The 15778-nt window shown below is 45.9% G+C and carries 16 protein-coding genes; 8 read left to right on the top strand and 8 right to left on the bottom strand.

Going from position 1 to position 15778, the window contains the following annotated elements; translation table 11 throughout:
* Nucleotides 1-208: 208 nt before the first annotated feature.
* Nucleotides 209-634, top strand: a complete 426-nt coding sequence (tsaE, locus tag AC1RNB_RS17010) for a tRNA (adenosine(37)-N6)-threonylcarbamoyltransferase complex ATPase subunit type 1 TsaE (RefSeq protein ID WP_493084771.1) — start codon at nt 209-211, stop codon at nt 632-634.
* A gap of 122 nt (nt 635-756) precedes the next feature.
* A complete protein-coding gene (locus tag AC1RNB_RS17005) occupies nt 757-1968 on the top strand; it encodes an alanine dehydrogenase (RefSeq protein ID WP_493084769.1) in 1212 nt (403 codons plus the stop codon).
* Between the two features lie 62 nt (nt 1969-2030).
* On the opposite strand, the gene AC1RNB_RS17000 is transcribed toward AC1RNB_RS17005, so the two are convergent.
* The 8 genes from AC1RNB_RS17000 to AC1RNB_RS16965 form a co-directional block, all read right to left on the bottom strand.
* Complete coding sequence (locus tag AC1RNB_RS17000; protein WP_493084768.1) at nt 2031-2528, bottom strand: DinB family protein; 498 nt, start codon at nt 2526-2528, stop codon at nt 2031-2033.
* A 60-nt stretch (nt 2529-2588) separates the two neighbouring features.
* Complete coding sequence (locus AC1RNB_RS16995) at nt 2589-3545, bottom strand: helix-turn-helix transcriptional regulator (protein WP_493084766.1); 957 nt, start codon at nt 3543-3545, stop codon at nt 2589-2591.
* Between the two features lie 14 nt (nt 3546-3559).
* Nucleotides 3560-4087 carry a hypothetical protein gene (locus AC1RNB_RS16990; RefSeq protein ID WP_493084764.1) on the bottom strand — a complete coding sequence of 176 codons (528 nt, stop codon included), beginning with the start codon at nt 4085-4087 and terminating at the stop codon, nt 3560-3562.
* A gap of 169 nt (nt 4088-4256) precedes the next feature.
* On the bottom strand, nt 4257-4940 hold the full coding sequence (locus AC1RNB_RS16985; protein ID WP_493084763.1) for an ABC transporter ATP-binding protein: 684 nt from the start codon (nt 4938-4940) through the stop codon (nt 4257-4259).
* A gap of 44 nt (nt 4941-4984) precedes the next feature.
* On the bottom strand, nt 4985-5782 hold the full coding sequence (gene lpxA, locus AC1RNB_RS16980; RefSeq protein ID WP_493084761.1) for an acyl-ACP--UDP-N-acetylglucosamine O-acyltransferase: 798 nt from the start codon (nt 5780-5782) through the stop codon (nt 4985-4987).
* An 81-nt stretch (nt 5783-5863) separates the two neighbouring features.
* The gene (locus AC1RNB_RS16975; RefSeq protein ID WP_493084759.1) at nt 5864-7273 is read right to left on the bottom strand and encodes a bifunctional UDP-3-O-[3-hydroxymyristoyl] N-acetylglucosamine deacetylase/3-hydroxyacyl-ACP dehydratase; all 1410 of its coding nucleotides are present in this window, start codon (nt 7271-7273) and stop codon (nt 5864-5866) included.
* Nucleotides 7274-7379: 106 nt separating this feature from the next.
* Complete coding sequence (gene lpxD, locus AC1RNB_RS16970; protein WP_493084757.1) at nt 7380-8432, bottom strand: UDP-3-O-(3-hydroxymyristoyl)glucosamine N-acyltransferase; 1053 nt, start codon at nt 8430-8432, stop codon at nt 7380-7382.
* A gap of 50 nt (nt 8433-8482) precedes the next feature.
* Nucleotides 8483-9697 carry an HD domain-containing protein gene (locus tag AC1RNB_RS16965; protein WP_493084755.1) on the bottom strand — a complete coding sequence of 405 codons (1215 nt, stop codon included), beginning with the start codon at nt 9695-9697 and terminating at the stop codon, nt 8483-8485.
* Nucleotides 9698-9919: 222 nt separating this feature from the next.
* On the opposite strand from AC1RNB_RS16965, the gene porX reads away from it, so the two are divergent.
* The 6 genes from porX to AC1RNB_RS16935 all read left to right on the top strand — a co-directional run bounded on the left by porX (nt 9920) and on the right by AC1RNB_RS16935 (nt 15716).
* Entirely contained in the window at nt 9920-11482 is a 1563-nt protein-coding gene (porX, locus tag AC1RNB_RS16960) for a T9SS response regulator signal transducer PorX (protein ID WP_493084753.1), read from the top strand.
* Between the two features lie 122 nt (nt 11483-11604).
* Nucleotides 11605-11877 carry a hypothetical protein gene (locus AC1RNB_RS16955; protein WP_493084751.1) on the top strand — a complete coding sequence of 91 codons (273 nt, stop codon included), beginning with the start codon at nt 11605-11607 and terminating at the stop codon, nt 11875-11877.
* A 52-nt stretch (nt 11878-11929) separates the two neighbouring features.
* The gene (locus AC1RNB_RS16950; protein ID WP_493084749.1) at nt 11930-12706 is read left to right on the top strand and encodes an MBL fold metallo-hydrolase; all 777 of its coding nucleotides are present in this window, start codon (nt 11930-11932) and stop codon (nt 12704-12706) included.
* 33 nt (nt 12707-12739) lie between these two features.
* Nucleotides 12740-13663 (top strand): ComEA family DNA-binding protein, encoded by a 924-nt coding sequence (locus tag AC1RNB_RS16945; protein WP_493084748.1) that lies wholly within the window; start codon nt 12740-12742, stop codon nt 13661-13663.
* 150 nt (nt 13664-13813) lie between these two features.
* Nucleotides 13814-14956, top strand: coding sequence for an acyl-CoA dehydrogenase family protein (locus tag AC1RNB_RS16940; RefSeq protein WP_493084746.1), 1143 nt, complete (start codon nt 13814-13816; stop codon nt 14954-14956).
* A 73-nt stretch (nt 14957-15029) separates the two neighbouring features.
* A complete protein-coding gene (locus tag AC1RNB_RS16935) occupies nt 15030-15716 on the top strand; it encodes a tetratricopeptide repeat protein (protein WP_493084744.1) in 687 nt (228 codons plus the stop codon).
* Nucleotides 15717-15778: the final 62 nt, after the last annotated feature.

The raw sequence follows: 15778 nt of genomic DNA, 5'->3' as shown, positions 1-15778 counted from the left end.
AGCTTTTTATAATTAAAAAGTAAAAATTAAAAATGGGTAGTGTTTTTTCGGTAAGCCTGTTGGTTACCGGCCGGGTTACTATGGCTAACGACCCTCCATTAGTATAATTGCAAAGATAAACAGTACCCGGCCCGGGTTATTTCGAAATGAGGATTATAAATACAGCATGGTTTCAAATCTCTTGCTTTTGCTGCTTTATCTTTGCCACATGGATGCAATCTTTACGATCGGGCAGATCAGGCAGGTGGCGGCAGTTTTGTGGAAAGAGGGGAAGAATAAAAAAGTATGGGCTTTTTATGCACCCATGGGAACGGGGAAAACCACTTTGATTCATGCACTTTGCGAGGAACTGGGCGTTAGTTCGGCCATCAGCAGCCCTACTTTTGCGATCATTAACGAATACAACAGTCCGGTAGCCGGCACTATTTACCATATGGACTGGTACCGCCTGAAAAGCGAAGAAGAAGCCGTGAATGCCGGGGTAGAGGACTGTTTGCACAGTGGTGCCCTCTGCCTGGTAGAATGGCCAGAGAATGCCCCCGGGCTGCTGGATGAAACCACGTTCCGGGTCAACCTGGAAATCCTGGACCCCCAGACCCGCCGGCTGTTTACGGGGGAGGTGGGTAGTGAGTAGTCAGTAGTGAGTAGTCAGTAGTGAGTGGCAGTTAACTCCAGACTCCAAACTCCAAACTCCATACTCTTCTCCCCCATACTCATTTAAATCAATTAATTTTAAATTATCAACCTATACCTGCTATGGCTACCAAACCTTCTATCAGTACCTCTTTTACCTACGAAACACTGGAGGAAGTACTGGATGTAAAGCCCAAGGGCGAAAAACTGCATATCGGCATCCCGAAAGAGATTGCTTTTCAGGAGAACCGGATTGCGCTAACACCCGATGCTGTAGGCGTACTGGTAGCCAATGGTAACCAGGTAGTGGTAGAACACAAAGCGGGCGAAGCCAGTCATTTTTCTGATAAAGACTATGCAGAAGCCGGTGCACGTATTGTGTACGAAAGAGCGGAGATCTTTAAATGTCCGATCCTGGTAAAAAGTGCTCCGCCGGTAGAAGAAGATATGCCGCTACTGCAGATGAACCAAACCATCATCTCACCCATACATCTTTCTGCACTGAAGAAGGAATATATTGAGAAAATGATGGAAAAGCGGATCACCGCTTTGAGTTTTGAGAATTTTAAAGATGATAGCGGTACTTATCCCATTGTAAGAAGTATGAGCGAGATTGCCGGTAGCGCGGTGATGCTGATTGCCGGGCAATACCTCAGTAGTTTTAATAAAGGGAAAGGTGTGCTGCTCGGTGGTATCAGCGGCATTCCACCTACCAAAGTAGTGATCATCGGTGCCGGTATTGTGGGCGAATTTGCTACGCGGAATGCATTGGCACTGGGGGCTTCGGTAAAAGTGTTCGACAGCAATGTGTACCGGTTAAAACAACTGCAGAATAATTTAGGGCAACGCATCTGGACAAGTGTGCTGGAGCCCCGCATCCTTGCCAAACAGTTAAAGAGTTGCGAAGTGGCCGTAGGTGCTTTGAGTAATGAATACGGGCGCGCACCGGTAGTAGTTACCGAAGATATGGTGGCAGCCATGCGGCCGGGCAGCATTATTATTGACGTGGCAATAGACAGGGGAGGATGTTTTGAAACGAGTGAACTTACCAGTTATGAAGATCCTACTTTCCTGAAATATGATGTGATCCACTATTGCGTACCTAATATACCCAGTGGTTTTGCCCGCACAGCCAGCCAGGCTATCAGTAATGTGCTGATGCCGCTGATCCTGGATATCAGTGATGAGGGTGGACTGGAAGAAATGGTATGGCACAAATTCAATCTGCGCGAAGGCATTTACATGTTTAAAGGAGCCCTCACCGATTTTTATATCAGCCAACGCTTTGACCTGAAGTATACCGACCTGAATCTGTTGATCGCCAGCAGAAGATAAATACCGAATTACGTTGCATAACCAAGGGCCGAAACAAACCGTTTCGGCCCTTGGTGTATTGATCAGAAGTTCATTTCATCTGCACTGGGTCCATAACTTCCCGGAATAGGGATGTTTAGCAAACGCAGGTACACACCCAATTGTGCACGGTGATGGGTGATCTGGTTAAACACCATACGGATCACATCCAGTTTAGGATCGGTACTATAGATCTGCTCTCCGTTACGCAGGGTCCAGTTCTCGGCCAGGGTTTCTTCTTTGCCAGCGGCCAATGCCTCCCGACCATCTTTCAGACAGGTTTCGAAATAATCCACGAGGGTGTTGGTATCGCTGATCTTTTTGGGGTTGTATGCATTTACGGCAAAATCCAGTTCAGCGGTGTTGAGTACCATGCCTATCCAGGTAGGTAACTCCGCAATATGCGTAGTTAACTGACTGATGGGCATGCTTTTGGGATGGGGTTTCCAATCGTACTTGTCGTTGGGTACGATCGACAGCATTTTACGGGTAATAACGGCTTCGTTTTCCAGCTCTTTCCGGAATTGTTGAATCTGTGACATAAGGTTGATTTGTTTAGACAACAAAGTAACCATGGGGTAGTGTCAACCCTATGTCAGCAGTTATTCGGTTCCTGATAATTTTTTTTGAACGGCCAGCAGATTTTTTTCTACGATGCCCGGAAGTTCTTTCGGCGATAGGATGGTGGCCCACTCTCCCAACAGCAGGTACCATCGGGCAAAACCTTCGAGCGAGCGGGTTAGAAAGGTCATTTCTACCTGGTCACCCAGGTCTTTCTGCGATACATAACCGTTATAGTATTTCTGCTCACCCAGGTACCCGATCACAGATTTTTCTATCCGGATCACAACGGTGAACAGTTCTTTTTCTTTGGAAATCTTCGATAAAAAACTTTGTAAAGAAGGATGGGTTTTATCAAAACGAATAGCCGTAACGGAAAGATACCTGATATGATCTACGCGGAATGTACGGTAATCGTTCCGCAAACAACACCAGCCGATCAGGTACCAGTACCTGCCCATAAAAAAAATGCCCACCGACTCAACGTTCCGGTTGGTTTTTTCCTGCGAATGTTCCGCAAAATAATCGATATTGATCACAGCCTTTGCGGCAATGGCTTTCAGGATCTGTTGCAGGTAAGCTGTGTCAGTTTGCGGCCCTGAGAAATTAGGGCTGTTGATCACTTCAATATGTTGTTCCAGATTTTCGATATGATCGCGCTCGGTTAAGCGCAATACCGATTTGATCTTGAACATGGCGGCCTGGTATACTTCGCGGGTAGATGTATCGGTTAGTTTTTCCACCAGCTTCTCCGCCGTCAGCAAGGCGGTGGCTTCCTCCTGCGTAAACATCACGGGCGGTAACCGGTAGCCTTCCATGATCGAATAACCAACACCCGCTTCTCCAATTACAGGGATACCCGCTTCTTCCAGTGTTTTTACGTCGCGGTACACTGTGCGCAGACTGATCCCGAAACGGTCGGCGATCTCCTGCGCTTTTACCACTCTTTTGGATTGCAACTGGATCAGAATAGCAGTTACACGATCAATTCGGTTCACAGGAATCTGTTTGGTTATTCTTCTCTAAGATAAGTATCTATTAATTGCATGATCCGGTTACTGATTACCTGTTTCTGGATGATAGCGGTCAGCCATGCCACACCAAAGGGGATTAATGCATAAAGTAACCTAACATCAGATTCCTCAGTCGTAAATATGAAAACAGCCATTGCTCCGATAATGCCGATGATCCAGATATAATAAACAGGCATCCTCGCTTTTACAAATGAACTGAATTCGTCCCGGGTATAGTAATATTTTTTCGATTGTTTATCTACATAACCAATGATACGCCCCTGCAATCCCATGACCATTACTTTCTGTCCGTTATAAACAGATAGGTTGCGCCCGTCTATGGTAACCGGCCAGTCTTCGTTTGTGTCACTGCTTCTAAACACCAGGTCGGTGTAGAGATGCGAGCGAACAGGGGCATTACCCCAGCCGCCGCTTGTTTCGGAATATTTATCAGCGTGGATCACGGTAGCGTTGTGCAGCGTAAATTCCAGTTCTTCTTCATTAAAGAGAAGGGTGGTACGTATCATTGCGTTGTGTTGTAATTTCTGGTGACTGCTTTTAATAGTCGCAATCAGGATTATTTTCTTACAGGTTTTCAGATGTTTCTGATAGTAGCCGGGGGGAGTACTACTATTTTTCCAAACGGTAGTGATTACAACTATTCAGTCATTTACTTAGGTGTAAGAAGCAGAAAGCTTATTTATAATCCAATATACTGATCTTCTCTGTACAAAAATCCATTTCATTGGGATCATTACTGCTGACCACAATCAGTTTGCCCTGGCAGTATTTATCAATCAGGGTATGGTAGAGGTTATAACCGGGTTTGTCGAGGTTGGTACAGGGTTCATCCAGCAGTAATACCGGAACATGGGAGAAAATGGCCTGCGCCAGTTTGATCCTTTGTTTCATACCGCTGCTGAAGTAACGGATCTGTTTATCCATGGCTTTGTGCAAACCGATCTCTTCCAGGATCTGTTCTATGCTAACCGATTGATTCAATGCTTTGAACCGGCTGTGAAACAACAGAAATTCCTTTGCTGTCATTTCTTCTATCAGTTCCAGATAAGGTGCGGCAATAGAAATATACCGGTAAAAATTTTCTGCTTCAATCGCATCCGTATCGCCGTTCGCGGTTTCGTAAGCCAGCCTCCCTTCACTCAGGTGCAGGCTTCCGGCAATGGCCTGTAACAAAGTACTTTTGCCACTTCCATTGGGTCCGGTAATGGCGTAAGACTTTCCTGTTTCAAAACGATAGTGTACATGACGGAAGATCCAGTCGCGGTTAAAACGTTTACCGGTATCTGTGAGAAGAATTGCTTCCAGCCCTCTTAACGGAGAGTTGACGAAAGAATCCTGGGTAACAGTAGTGCTATTCATGAATAGTAAGGTCAGAAAAAAAAGCTCCATCCCGGAGCCATGGCTTAATCTTCGTCCGTAGCGCCCTTCACAAAACGCTTGATGATACCTCTGCCACTTTCGCGGATAAAGGTTACAATTTCATCGCGCTCATCCGAAGCAGGTAATTCTTCCTCGATAAATTCCAGCGCCTGCGAAGTGTTGAAGCCTTTGTTATAAATGGTACGGTACACATCCAGGATCCCGTTGATCTGCTGGAGGGGGAATCCCCTTCTTTTTAAACCTACACTATTTACACCACCATAACTCAATGGGTTACGTACGGCTTTGATATAGGGAGGCACATCTTTACTCACCAGGCTTCCACCTGCTACAAAACTGTGCTGACCAATATTCACAAACTGGTGTACGGCACTTACGCCCCCTACCACCGCAAAATCGCCCATGGTTACATGTCCTGCTACCTGAACACTGTTGCTTAAAATACAATTATTGCCGATCACACAGTCGTGCGCAATATGACTATATGCCATAATGAGGCAGTTATCACCCACTTTGGTTTTGCCCCTGTCTTCTGTACCGCGGTTTACGGTTACAAATTCGCGGATGGTGGTATTGTCTCCGATCTCAACAGTGGTTCTTTCGCCACTGAATTTCAGGTCCTGCGGAATGGCACCCAATACAGCACCGGGAAATACCCGGCAGTTTTTGCCAATGCGTGTACCATCCATGATGGTTACATTACTCCCTATCCAGGTGCCTTCACCGATCTGTACATCACCATGTATCACCGTAAACGGATCGATCTTTACATTGGGGGCCACCCTTGCATTGGGGTCGATATATGTATAAGGATGCGTCATTGTGCTATGTATGGGTTTGTATGATATTATGGTGAATGGTGAATAGTCAATAGCGAATTGACCATTCACCATTCACTATTGCTACGCCTGTCTTTTTACTACCTGTGCTACCAGATCCGCTTCGGTGGCTACTTTCCCACCTACGTATACGGTTCCTCGCATTTCACAAATGCCTCGGCGGATCGGTCCGGTGAATTCCATCTTCAATACCATTGTATCGCCCGGGCGAACCATCTGTTTGAACTTACAGTTATCGATCTTCAGAAAATAAGTGTCATAGGTTCCTTCCGGCATAGAGTTGATGCAAAGGATTCCGCCTGTTTGCGCCAAAGCCTCTATCTGTAGTACACCGGGCATTACCGGGTTACCGGGGAAGTGGCCGGGGAAAAACCATTCATTGAATGTAACATTTTTGATCCCTACAATATAGGTGTCAGTGAGTTCAATGATCTTATCTACCAGCAGAAAAGGATGCCTGTGCGGTAAGGTTTTTTCAATTTTCTCCAGCGTAAAAACCGGGGGCATGGCCGGATCGTATACAGGTACATCTTTTACATGCCGGTTCTTTTTGATGTATTGTTTGATCTTTTTGGCAAACTCTACATTGGTGCTGTGCCCGGGGCGGTTGGCAATGATCCTTGCTTTGATCGGATAACCAATCAGGGCCAGGTCGCCTACCACATCCAGTAATTTATGACGGGCCGGTTCGTTAGGGAAACGGAGCTCCAGGTTATTGAGGTACCCTTCGCTTTTTACCTCAATCTTATCTCTTTTAAAAACTTTGGCTAACCGGCTCATTTCCGAATCGGTTACGGGTTTATCTACCACCACAATGGCGTTATTGATATCGCCACCTTTAATAAGGTCATTATCGAGCAAAGCCTCCAGCTCATGCAAAAAGCAGAATGTGCGGCAAGGTGCTATCTCGGTCTGAAAATCTTTGATGGTCTTCAAACCGGCATGTTGTGTACCGAGCACCGGACTATTGAAATCGATCAGGGTAGTGATCTGGTAATCCATCGAAGGGAGGGCCACCATTTCAACACGTTTGGCTTCGTCGTAATGGTAAATATTTTCATCTATGCTGTACCAGGCTTTGGTAGCTTCCTGTTCGGTTACCCCCGATTCCTGTATCAGCGTAATAAAAGGAGCGGAGCTGCCATCCATGATCGGGATCTCGGGTCCGTTCAGTTCTATCAATACATTATCTACCCCCATGCCTACCAGGGCAGCCAATACATGTTCTACGGTACTTACTTTGGCATCGCCCACCTGTAAAGTGGTTCCGCGGCTGGTATCGGTTACCAGGTCGCAGTCAGCTTTAATGATCGGCTGCTGGGGAAGATCCACCCTTTGAAACTGGATACCAAAACCCGGATTAGCGGGACGTAGGGTCATATCAACCAAAACACCGGTATGTAAGCCGGTGCCACTGATGCTGATAGGGTTACTGAGGGTATGTTGTTTGTCGGGATTGAAATTGCTATCCATTCTTAGGTACTTGTTTATAGGTAACCGGCTAATTACCGGTTCAACGGGTTAGCTGGTAAAAAATAGTAAGCGAAAATAAGATTTCAGGCTGGTTTAATGGCTTTTGTCAGGCATTTACCCGCTCAGAAAGCAACTGTTCTACCATTTTTTCCAAATCCTTAACCCTTTTTTCCAGTTCGGGGAGGTTTTTGGTCATGATCTGGAGACGAAGCGACTGCGAAAACTCCAGTGCCGGGGTGCCGTTAAAAGCTTTGTTAGGTTCTTTGATAGACTTATTTACGCCGGTCTGTCCATTGATACGGCTACCATCTGCAATGCTGATATGGCCCGCGGTACCTACCTGTCCGCCAAACATCACATTCCTGCCCACCTTGGTACTACCGCTGATTCCGGTCTGGGCCGCAATCACGGTATCGGTACCTATTTCAACATTATGTGCTATCTGTATCAGGTTATCCATTTTCACCCCTTTGCGGATGATGGTAGAACCCATGGTAGCCCTGTCGATGGTGGTATTGGCACCGATCTCCACCATATCCTCAATCACCACATTACCAATCTGCGGTACTTTCTGGTAAGTGCCATCCGGTTGGGGGGCATACCCAAAGCCATCGCTGCCTACTACGGTGCCCGCATGAATGGTTACCTGTTTGCCCACCAGACAATCCACATATATTTTTACGCCTGCATGCAGGATGCTGTTATCTCCGATGTTTACATTATCGCCCAAAACCACACCCGGGAACAGCTTTACATTGTTTCCGATCCTTACGTTCTCGCCTATGTATACAAAAGCGCCCACAAATACATTTTCTCCCAGTGTAGCGGTACTGGCTATATAACTGGGTTGCTGTATACCCGTCAGCTGCTGCGTTTTCAGTTCCTGGTATTTGGCCAGTAAAGTAGCAAAAGCAGTATAAGCATCCGGTACACGGATCAGCGTGGCGGTTACGGGATTTTTTAACTCCAAAGAAGCGTTGATAATCACAATAGATGCCTTGGTCTGGTAGAGATGTTCCTCGTATTTGGGATTGGCCAGAAAGGATAATTGTCCCTCAGTGGCTTCTTCTATCTTGCCAAATGAAGATACTGCGGCAGCAGCGTTGCCTTCCAGTTGGCCATTAACCAGCATGGCGATTTGTGCAGCAGTAAATTGCATAATGTGCGGTTTTGATGCATGAATCGTAGTGGCTGAACCCGGGGGTGCGACTATGTCAATAAACAAATGTAAAATTTTTTAACCGGCGAGGAAAGGTTTTGGTGGATTAATGCATTGTCTATCTGTGAAATATCTTTTACAGAGCCATCTTTAAACAGGATATTGATCCTTTCATCCCTGGTCTGGTAAAGGGTATTGGACGCTTCTCCGTTAAAACACAGATAGTGTATATCAGCATTCTCTATGCCAAACTGCCGGGCGGCAGCGGCTTTTTTTTCAGCCATATAGGCCGGGTCAAAAGGCTCCGACTGAATCCTTGCCTTATACAGTTCCCGGTTCAGGAAACGGCGGCAAAGCAGGGAAAGAATTTTATCGGGATGATGGCTCCAGCGTTTTACCGCATGCATCACATCATGGTCGTCTATGGAACAGAATTTTTCCAGGGCAGCATCATTCATCTCCCCGTCAAAACTCCCCAGAAAAAAATCCAGTGCGGAAAGTGTTACCAGTGGCTCATCAGCCGCGGTATAAATTTCCCTCACTCTCTCCAGAATCTTGACCAGCATTTTTTCTGCTGCCAATACGGTTTTGTGGAGGTACACCTGCCAGTACATCTGCCGCCGGGCCACCAGGAATTTCTCCACGCTGTAAATGCCTTTTTCTTCTACCAATAATTGTCCTTCATGTACCACCAGCATCTTCAGTATCCTGTCATAGCCGATTACTCCTTCACTTACACCGGAATAAAAACTGTCGCGGCTGAGATAATCCATACGGTCTACATCCAGTTGTCCACTGATCAGCTGGTGTAAAAAGGGTTTGTGGTACTGATCGGTGAAGATCTGTATGGCCAGTGTTAGCTGTCCGCCCAGTTCCGCATTCATCTTGTGCATGATCTGCAGCGAAAGCTGCTCATGGTGTACACCTTTTACCAAAACCTGTTCCAGCGCATGCGAAAAAGGTCCATGCCCTATATCGTGCAGCAGGATGGCTGCTTTAACCGCGATCTCTTCTTCTGCTGTGATCTCAACACCTTTGCTGCGCAGTTCCATCACCGCATTGCTCATTAAATGATAGGCACCGAGTGAATGATGTAAGCGGGTATGCACCGCCCCTGGATATACCAGCTGCGCCATGGCCATCTGTTGTATACGGCGAAGGCGTTGGTAATAGGGGTGGGATATGATGGAAAAGATCAACGGATGGTTGATCGTGATAAAACCATATACGGGGTCGTTGATGATCTTTCTTTTGATGGGCGTCATGCCTGTTGTTGAATTGTTAAATCGTTCCCCTGCGGGAAGGCAAAAGTACAAATAAGAATTCCGATAGCCGGAATGAAATAGATTTACCGCAATATTTTAACAGCCATTGCTATAAACTATTCCCCTATCGCCGCCATTTCTACCCATGTTCCTTATTTTTAATGAAAGTTTGCGTCTGTACCGATAACTCCAGACTCCAAACTCCAAACTCCAGACTAACACATGGCCGTAGCAAAAATCGTATGGGTAGATGATGAGATCGAAAGCCTGCAGTCGCAGAAGCTGTTTCTCGAAGGCAAAGGGTATGAAGTAGTCACTTTTACCAATGGTTTCGACGCCATTGAATACCTGAAAACAGAACCTGTAGATGTGGTGCTGATGGATGAGACCATGCCGGGTATTACCGGACTGGAAACCCTGGCCCGCATCAAAGAAGCCAATGCGCAGATCCCCGTTGTACTCATTACCAAAAATGAAACGGAGAACCTGATGGACGATGCTATCGGCAGCCAGATCACCGATTATCTCATCAAACCTGTAAACCCCAATCAGGTATTGTTATCACTGAAAAAGATAATTGATAACAAACGACTGGTGGCCGAAAAAACAACCACCGCTTACCAGCAGCAGTTCCGCGAACTGTTTATGGCGCTGAACAACAATCCTGATTATAACGAGTGGATGGAACTGTATAAAAAACTGGTTTACTGGGAGCTGGAAATGGAGAAAAGCGATAGTCCGGAAATGCGTGAGGTTTTCTATACACAGAAACAGGAGGCCAATACAGAGTTCTGCAAGTTCATCAGCAAGAATTATACTTCCTGGCTGGATCCGAAAAGTTTTTCGGCACCCATCATGAGTAATCATCTGTTCCAGTTCAAGGTATTGCCACACATGGAAAAAGGGGTGCCTGTTTTTTTTATCCTCATCGATAACCTGCGTTACGACCAGTGGAAAGCCATCCAGCCCATTTTTGCAGAAAGTTTCCGGATACTCGAGGAAGAAACCTTTTACTCCATCCTTCCTACGGCTACACAATACTGCCGCAATGCCATTTTTGCCGGACTGCTTCCGATAGAGATTGAAAAACAGTTTCCCCAGCAATGGAAAAACGACGATGATGAAGGCGGGAAAAACCTGTTCGAAGAAGAGTTCTTCAAGGCACAGCTGAAAAGATTAAAGAAAGATGATATCCGCTTCAGTTATAACAAGATTGTGAATCACCAGGATGGACAGCAACTGGTCAGCAATATCCACAACCTGCTGGAGAATGATCTCAATATTATCGTGTATAATTTTGTGGATATGCTCAGTCATGCACGAACCGAAATGGAAGTGCTGAAAGAGCTCGCCAGCGATGAAGCCAGTTACCGCAGTATTACCCGCAGCTGGTTTGAACATAGTCCGCTGCATCAGGCTTTGAAAAAGATCGCGGATAAAAAAATGAAGATCGTGCTGGCAACCGACCATGGCAGTGTGCGGGTAAATACGCCCCACAAAGTGATCGGTGATAAACAGACCACCGCCAATCTCCGCTACAAACATGGCCGGAACCTGAATTTTGAAGCGCGGGATGTACTGGCTTTTAAAGATCCCAAAGAAGCGGGTTTACCGGTACCTAATGTGAATTCTTCTTTCATTTTTGCCAAAGAAGACGGTTTTCTCTGTTATCCCAATAACTATAATCATTATGTGAATTATTACCGGAATACCTTCCAGCATGGGGGTATCAGCCTGGAAGAGATGATCGTGCCAATCATTAAAATGGTGAGTAAAAGTGTCTAACCAGGCCCCGACGCTCTTAGTAATAATGTGAATAACTACTGAATTACCGGACGAATGCCACGTTCAGGGTTTCGTACCTTTACCGGGTAAAATTTCAAGATTCAAGATCGACGATGTACATTATGAAGTATACGCAAACCACCTTAGATAAATTAGGCAATATCCTCGAAGAAACCGGTTATGTGGTTCGTTACGAACGCGGAACCTTCCAGAGTGGCTGGTGTTTGCTGGAAGCGAGGAAGATTGTGGTACTGAATAAATTCCTGAGTATTGAGGGTAGGATCAATACCCTCATGGAGATCATCCCGCAGCTGCAGGTAGATTTTGATAAGCTCACCCACGAATCGCAGAAACTTTATGAAGAAGTGGTGAAAAAATCAGCCGCTGAAGCCTGATTTTGCGGTTAATACCTGTTGCAGTAGCTACTATTTGGCTTAGTTTTGAACAGTGAGCCATCAGCATCTTACCATAACATTTTTAGGTACCGGAACCAGTTCGGGTGTACCCATGATCGGGTGTAAATGCGCTGTGTGCACTTCTTCCGATCCGAACGATAACCGGTTACGGAGCAGTATTCTGGTGAAATCGGCACATACCACTTTTGTGGTAGATACCACGCCGGATTTCCGTTACCAGATGTTGCGCACCCATACCGATCACCTGGATGCGGTTTTGTATACACATCCTCATAAAGATCATATGGCCGGACTGGATGATATCCGCGCCTATAATTTTACCAGTAAAAAAGCGATGAATATTTATGCCAACTCTCTCACAGAGGAAGCAGTGCGTCGCGATTTTTACTACGCATTCACCGATACCAAGTATCCCGGTGTGCCGGAAATGGACATGATCACCATTGATGAAAATCCTTTTACCATTGGCGATATCAAAGTAAAACCCATCCCGGTGATCCATCATAAGATGCCGGTATTCGGTTACCGCTTTGGTGATTTTACCTATATCACCGATGCGAATAAAATAGAAGAGACTGAAAAGGAGAAAATCCGCGGATCAAAGATCCTGGTGCTGAACGCGCTGCGCAGAGAATCGCATATCTCTCATTTTACTTTGTCAGAAGCTGTTGCGATGGCGCTGGAACTGGAAGTGCCCGAAGTATATTTTACGCATATCAGTCACCAACTGGGCAAACACGAAGACGTGAACCGTGAATTACCCAGCCATATCCGTTTAGCGCACGATGGCCTGACCCTTCATCTGTAACCCTTTGCGAACGTTACCCTAAAAAGTTACGTTATGAAAAGGATCCTCAAAAATTATCTCACATTCACCCGTAAGGAAAGAACGGCAGTATTGGTTTTACTGGTATTGATTACCGGATTAATGGTTGCCCCACTGTTTTATTCGCCTGAGCTGGCACCACCCAGAGATACCCGTTTATTACAGCGGTATCTGGATAGTGCACAAACCGGAAAAGACGTAAAGTTCATGGCAGCTGACGCAGATGCAGAAACGGCAGAAACCGAAATAGTGAAATCTCCCGGTTCACTGTTTTTCTTCGACCCCAATACATTGCACCCTGCGGATTGGCTTCGCCTGGGTATTCCGGAAAAAACAGTGCATACTATTGTGAATTTCCGCAACAAAGGCGGGCAGTTCAGGTTGCCGGAAGATCTCCGGAAAATATGGGGTTTACGTAAAACTGATGCAGATCGTTTGGTTCCCTATATCAGGATCAAACCCCAAACAAATGATGCGTATGCAAGCCGTTTTCCCCTCCCCGCCAGGGAAAAAAAATTAGTGGAACAAAAACTGATTATTGATGTGAACACGGCTACGGCAGAAGAATGGGAAACCCTGCCCGGTATTGGAAAAGTACTGGCCAGCCGTTTAATTAAGTACCGCGAAAAATTAGGTGAATTTACCAGCCTGGAGCAGGTGAAGAAAACCTATGGGATCAGCGATTCGGTTTTTACTCAGATTCAGCCCATGCTGCGGTTAGAACCGGGGAAGGTTTTGGGTAATCGCTTTCTGGATCTGAATACGGCAACGGTTAGCCAACTCACCACTATTGCGGGCATACCGGAAGCTATTGCAAAAGCGATTGTGGTATATCGAAAAGAATACGGACCTTTTCAGCAAATAACGGATCTGAAAAAACTGGTATTGATTTCCGATACACTTTTTGTACGGGTAGCAGGTAGTTTTCATGTTAAATAAATGAGTAACATAAATTGTATTTGGCGGAGAAAAATAATCCCCTACTTTTGCGCTGAAAACTAACAAACAGTAGTTTGTTAGTTTTCAGGAGGTTGCCAGATAACGATTGCTTGTTTTTCTGGCAGCCTCCGTCTATTTAACCATACTTATATGAACTTTCAAGCCGACGAATTAACCAATCAGGTAGCCCAGACTGCCCGTGAATTTGCCCTGCAGCACATCAAACCGCATGTAATGGAATGGGATGAAGCGCAGGTATTTCCCATAGCCCTTTTTAAAGAAATGGGAAAACTGGGTATGATGGGGGTGCTGGTGCCGCAGGAATATGGCGGTGCCGGACTGGGTTATTTTGAATACAATGCTATTATACAGGAGATCTCTAAAGTATGTGGGTCTATTGGCTTGAGTGTAGCGGCGCATAATTCGCTCTGCACCAACCATATTCTTTCTTTTGGCACGGAAGCGCAGAAAAAACAATGGTTACCCAAACTGGCCACGGCCGAATGGCTGGGTGCCTGGGGTTTAACAGAGCCCAATACGGGCAGCGATGCGGGTAATATGAGAACGACCGCGGTAAAAGATGGCGATCATTGGGTATTGAATGGCACCAAAAGCTGGATTACCCATGGCAAAAGCGGCGATGTGGCAGTGGTTATCTGCCGAACCGGTGAACCCCGCACCAGCGGTAATTCCACCAGTTTTGTGGTAGAACGTGGTACCCCAGGGTTTACGGCGGGCAAAAAAGAAAACAAACTGGGTATGCGTGCCAGCGAAACCGCAGAAATGATTTTTGACAACTGCCGGATCCCCGATAGCAACCGTTTGGGCGAAGTAGGGGATGGTTTCCGGCAGGCCATGAAAATACTGGATGGTGGAAGGATCTCCATTGCTGCATTATCTGTGGGCATTGCCAAAGGCGCTTATGAAGCGGCTTTGCAGTACTCGCAGGAAAGATATCAGTTCGATAAACCCATTGCCAGTTTCCAGGGAATCAGCTTTAAACTGGCCGATATGGCTACCGAAATAGCCGCCGCCGACCTGCTGATCTGGCAATGCTGCGACCGGAAGCAACGTGGTGAAAAAGTTACCAAAGAAGGGGCTATGGCCAAGTATTATGCCAGTGAGATAGCAGTAAAAACCGCCAATGAAGCCGTACAGGTTTTTGGTGGATACGGGTACACAAAAGATTTTCCGGTAGAAAAATACTATCGTGACGCAAAATTGTGTACTATTGGAGAAGGAACTTCAGAGATACAGAAGCTCGTGATAGCAAGGGAAGTCCTGCATAATTAGTCTCTTTTCGATTGCTTGCTTATAAAAATGCCCTCCGCAAGAGGGCATTTTCTGTGCTGTTTTTCAGTAATTTATGCTATCTTCCTTTTTTACTATTTCGCTGAAACCCGTGACCAGACCTATCTTCTTATACCTATTGCTGCTGGCGGTATGCACAGGCAGCACAACGGGTGAACTGAAAGCTGCTGATAATAAGGTACTTGCTGCCGACAGAAAAAAAGTAGACTCCCTCAACCAGTTGGCTTTTGATCAGAAGCGGTTTGATGTGGCCCAAGCCCTGAATAACCTCTTTAATGCGGAGAACCTGGCCATAGCCGGCAATTACCAGAAAGGCCTGGCCACCACTTTGTTTTATGAAGCCGGGATCTACCACCAGACCGGTTACGATAAAAAGGCCCTTGCTACGTATTACAAATCCAAACTGATCTTTCAGTCATTGAAAGACACCCTGAACATGGCGATTGTTAACAAAGAGATCGCCACCTCGCTTTATGCCAGCGGTCAATCGGCTGAAGCAATTCAGTTGTACGATGAATCATTAACAGTATTTACCAAACTAAAGGATCAGCGGCAGATAGCCAATATCAAAAACAGCCTGGGATTGGTGCAACTGGATCAGCGGAAATTTGAGATGGCCGAAGCTTCGTTTAATGAAGCGCTGACTCTCAGCATCCAAATCCGTCACCAATACGGCGAGAAAAAAGCGTACTATAATCTGGGCTTACTGGAAGAAAAAAGAAATAATTTAGAAGCTGTTTGAGTTAATTAATATTTTTTACCATTAGACACATCATCGCTAAAAAGATGTAACTGATAGCTGAT

The organism is Sediminibacterium sp. GW821-FHT12F12, from assembly GCF_058806635.1.
Note: the sequence above shows the minus strand (reverse complement) of the source record. Positions and strands in the feature narration are given on the sequence as shown.

What these genes read in the sequence shown, in the direction of transcription:
- AC1RNB_RS16955 (WP_493084751.1), top strand. Translation starts at nt 11,605, where the DNA reads ATGAAGTATACGCAAACCACCTTAGATAAATTAGGCAATATCCTCGAA.
- lpxD (WP_493084757.1), bottom strand. Translation starts at nt 8,432, where the DNA reads ATGCAATTTACTGCTGCACAAATCGCCATGCTGGTTAATGGCCAACTG.
- tsaE (WP_493084771.1), top strand. Translation starts at nt 209, where the DNA reads ATGGATGCAATCTTTACGATCGGGCAGATCAGGCAGGTGGCGGCAGTT.
- AC1RNB_RS16990 (WP_493084764.1), bottom strand. Translation starts at nt 4,087, where the DNA reads ATGATACGTACCACCCTTCTCTTTAATGAAGAAGAACTGGAATTTACG.
- AC1RNB_RS16975 (WP_493084759.1), bottom strand. Translation starts at nt 7,273, where the DNA reads ATGGATAGCAATTTCAATCCCGACAAACAACATACCCTCAGTAACCCT.
- AC1RNB_RS17000 (WP_493084768.1), bottom strand. Translation starts at nt 2,528, where the DNA reads ATGTCACAGATTCAACAATTCCGGAAAGAGCTGGAAAACGAAGCCGTT.
- AC1RNB_RS16945 (WP_493084748.1), top strand. Translation starts at nt 12,740, where the DNA reads ATGAAAAGGATCCTCAAAAATTATCTCACATTCACCCGTAAGGAAAGA.
- AC1RNB_RS17005 (WP_493084769.1), top strand. Translation starts at nt 757, where the DNA reads ATGGCTACCAAACCTTCTATCAGTACCTCTTTTACCTACGAAACACTG.
- lpxA (WP_493084761.1), bottom strand. Translation starts at nt 5,782, where the DNA reads ATGACGCATCCTTATACATATATCGACCCCAATGCAAGGGTGGCCCCC.
- AC1RNB_RS16965 (WP_493084755.1), bottom strand. Translation starts at nt 9,697, where the DNA reads ATGACGCCCATCAAAAGAAAGATCATCAACGACCCCGTATATGGTTTT.
- AC1RNB_RS16940 (WP_493084746.1), top strand. Translation starts at nt 13,814, where the DNA reads ATGAACTTTCAAGCCGACGAATTAACCAATCAGGTAGCCCAGACTGCC.
- porX (WP_493084753.1), top strand. Translation starts at nt 9,920, where the DNA reads ATGGCCGTAGCAAAAATCGTATGGGTAGATGATGAGATCGAAAGCCTG.
- AC1RNB_RS16985 (WP_493084763.1), bottom strand. Translation starts at nt 4,940, where the DNA reads ATGAATAGCACTACTGTTACCCAGGATTCTTTCGTCAACTCTCCGTTA.
- AC1RNB_RS16935 (WP_493084744.1), top strand. Translation starts at nt 15,030, where the DNA reads ATGCTATCTTCCTTTTTTACTATTTCGCTGAAACCCGTGACCAGACCT.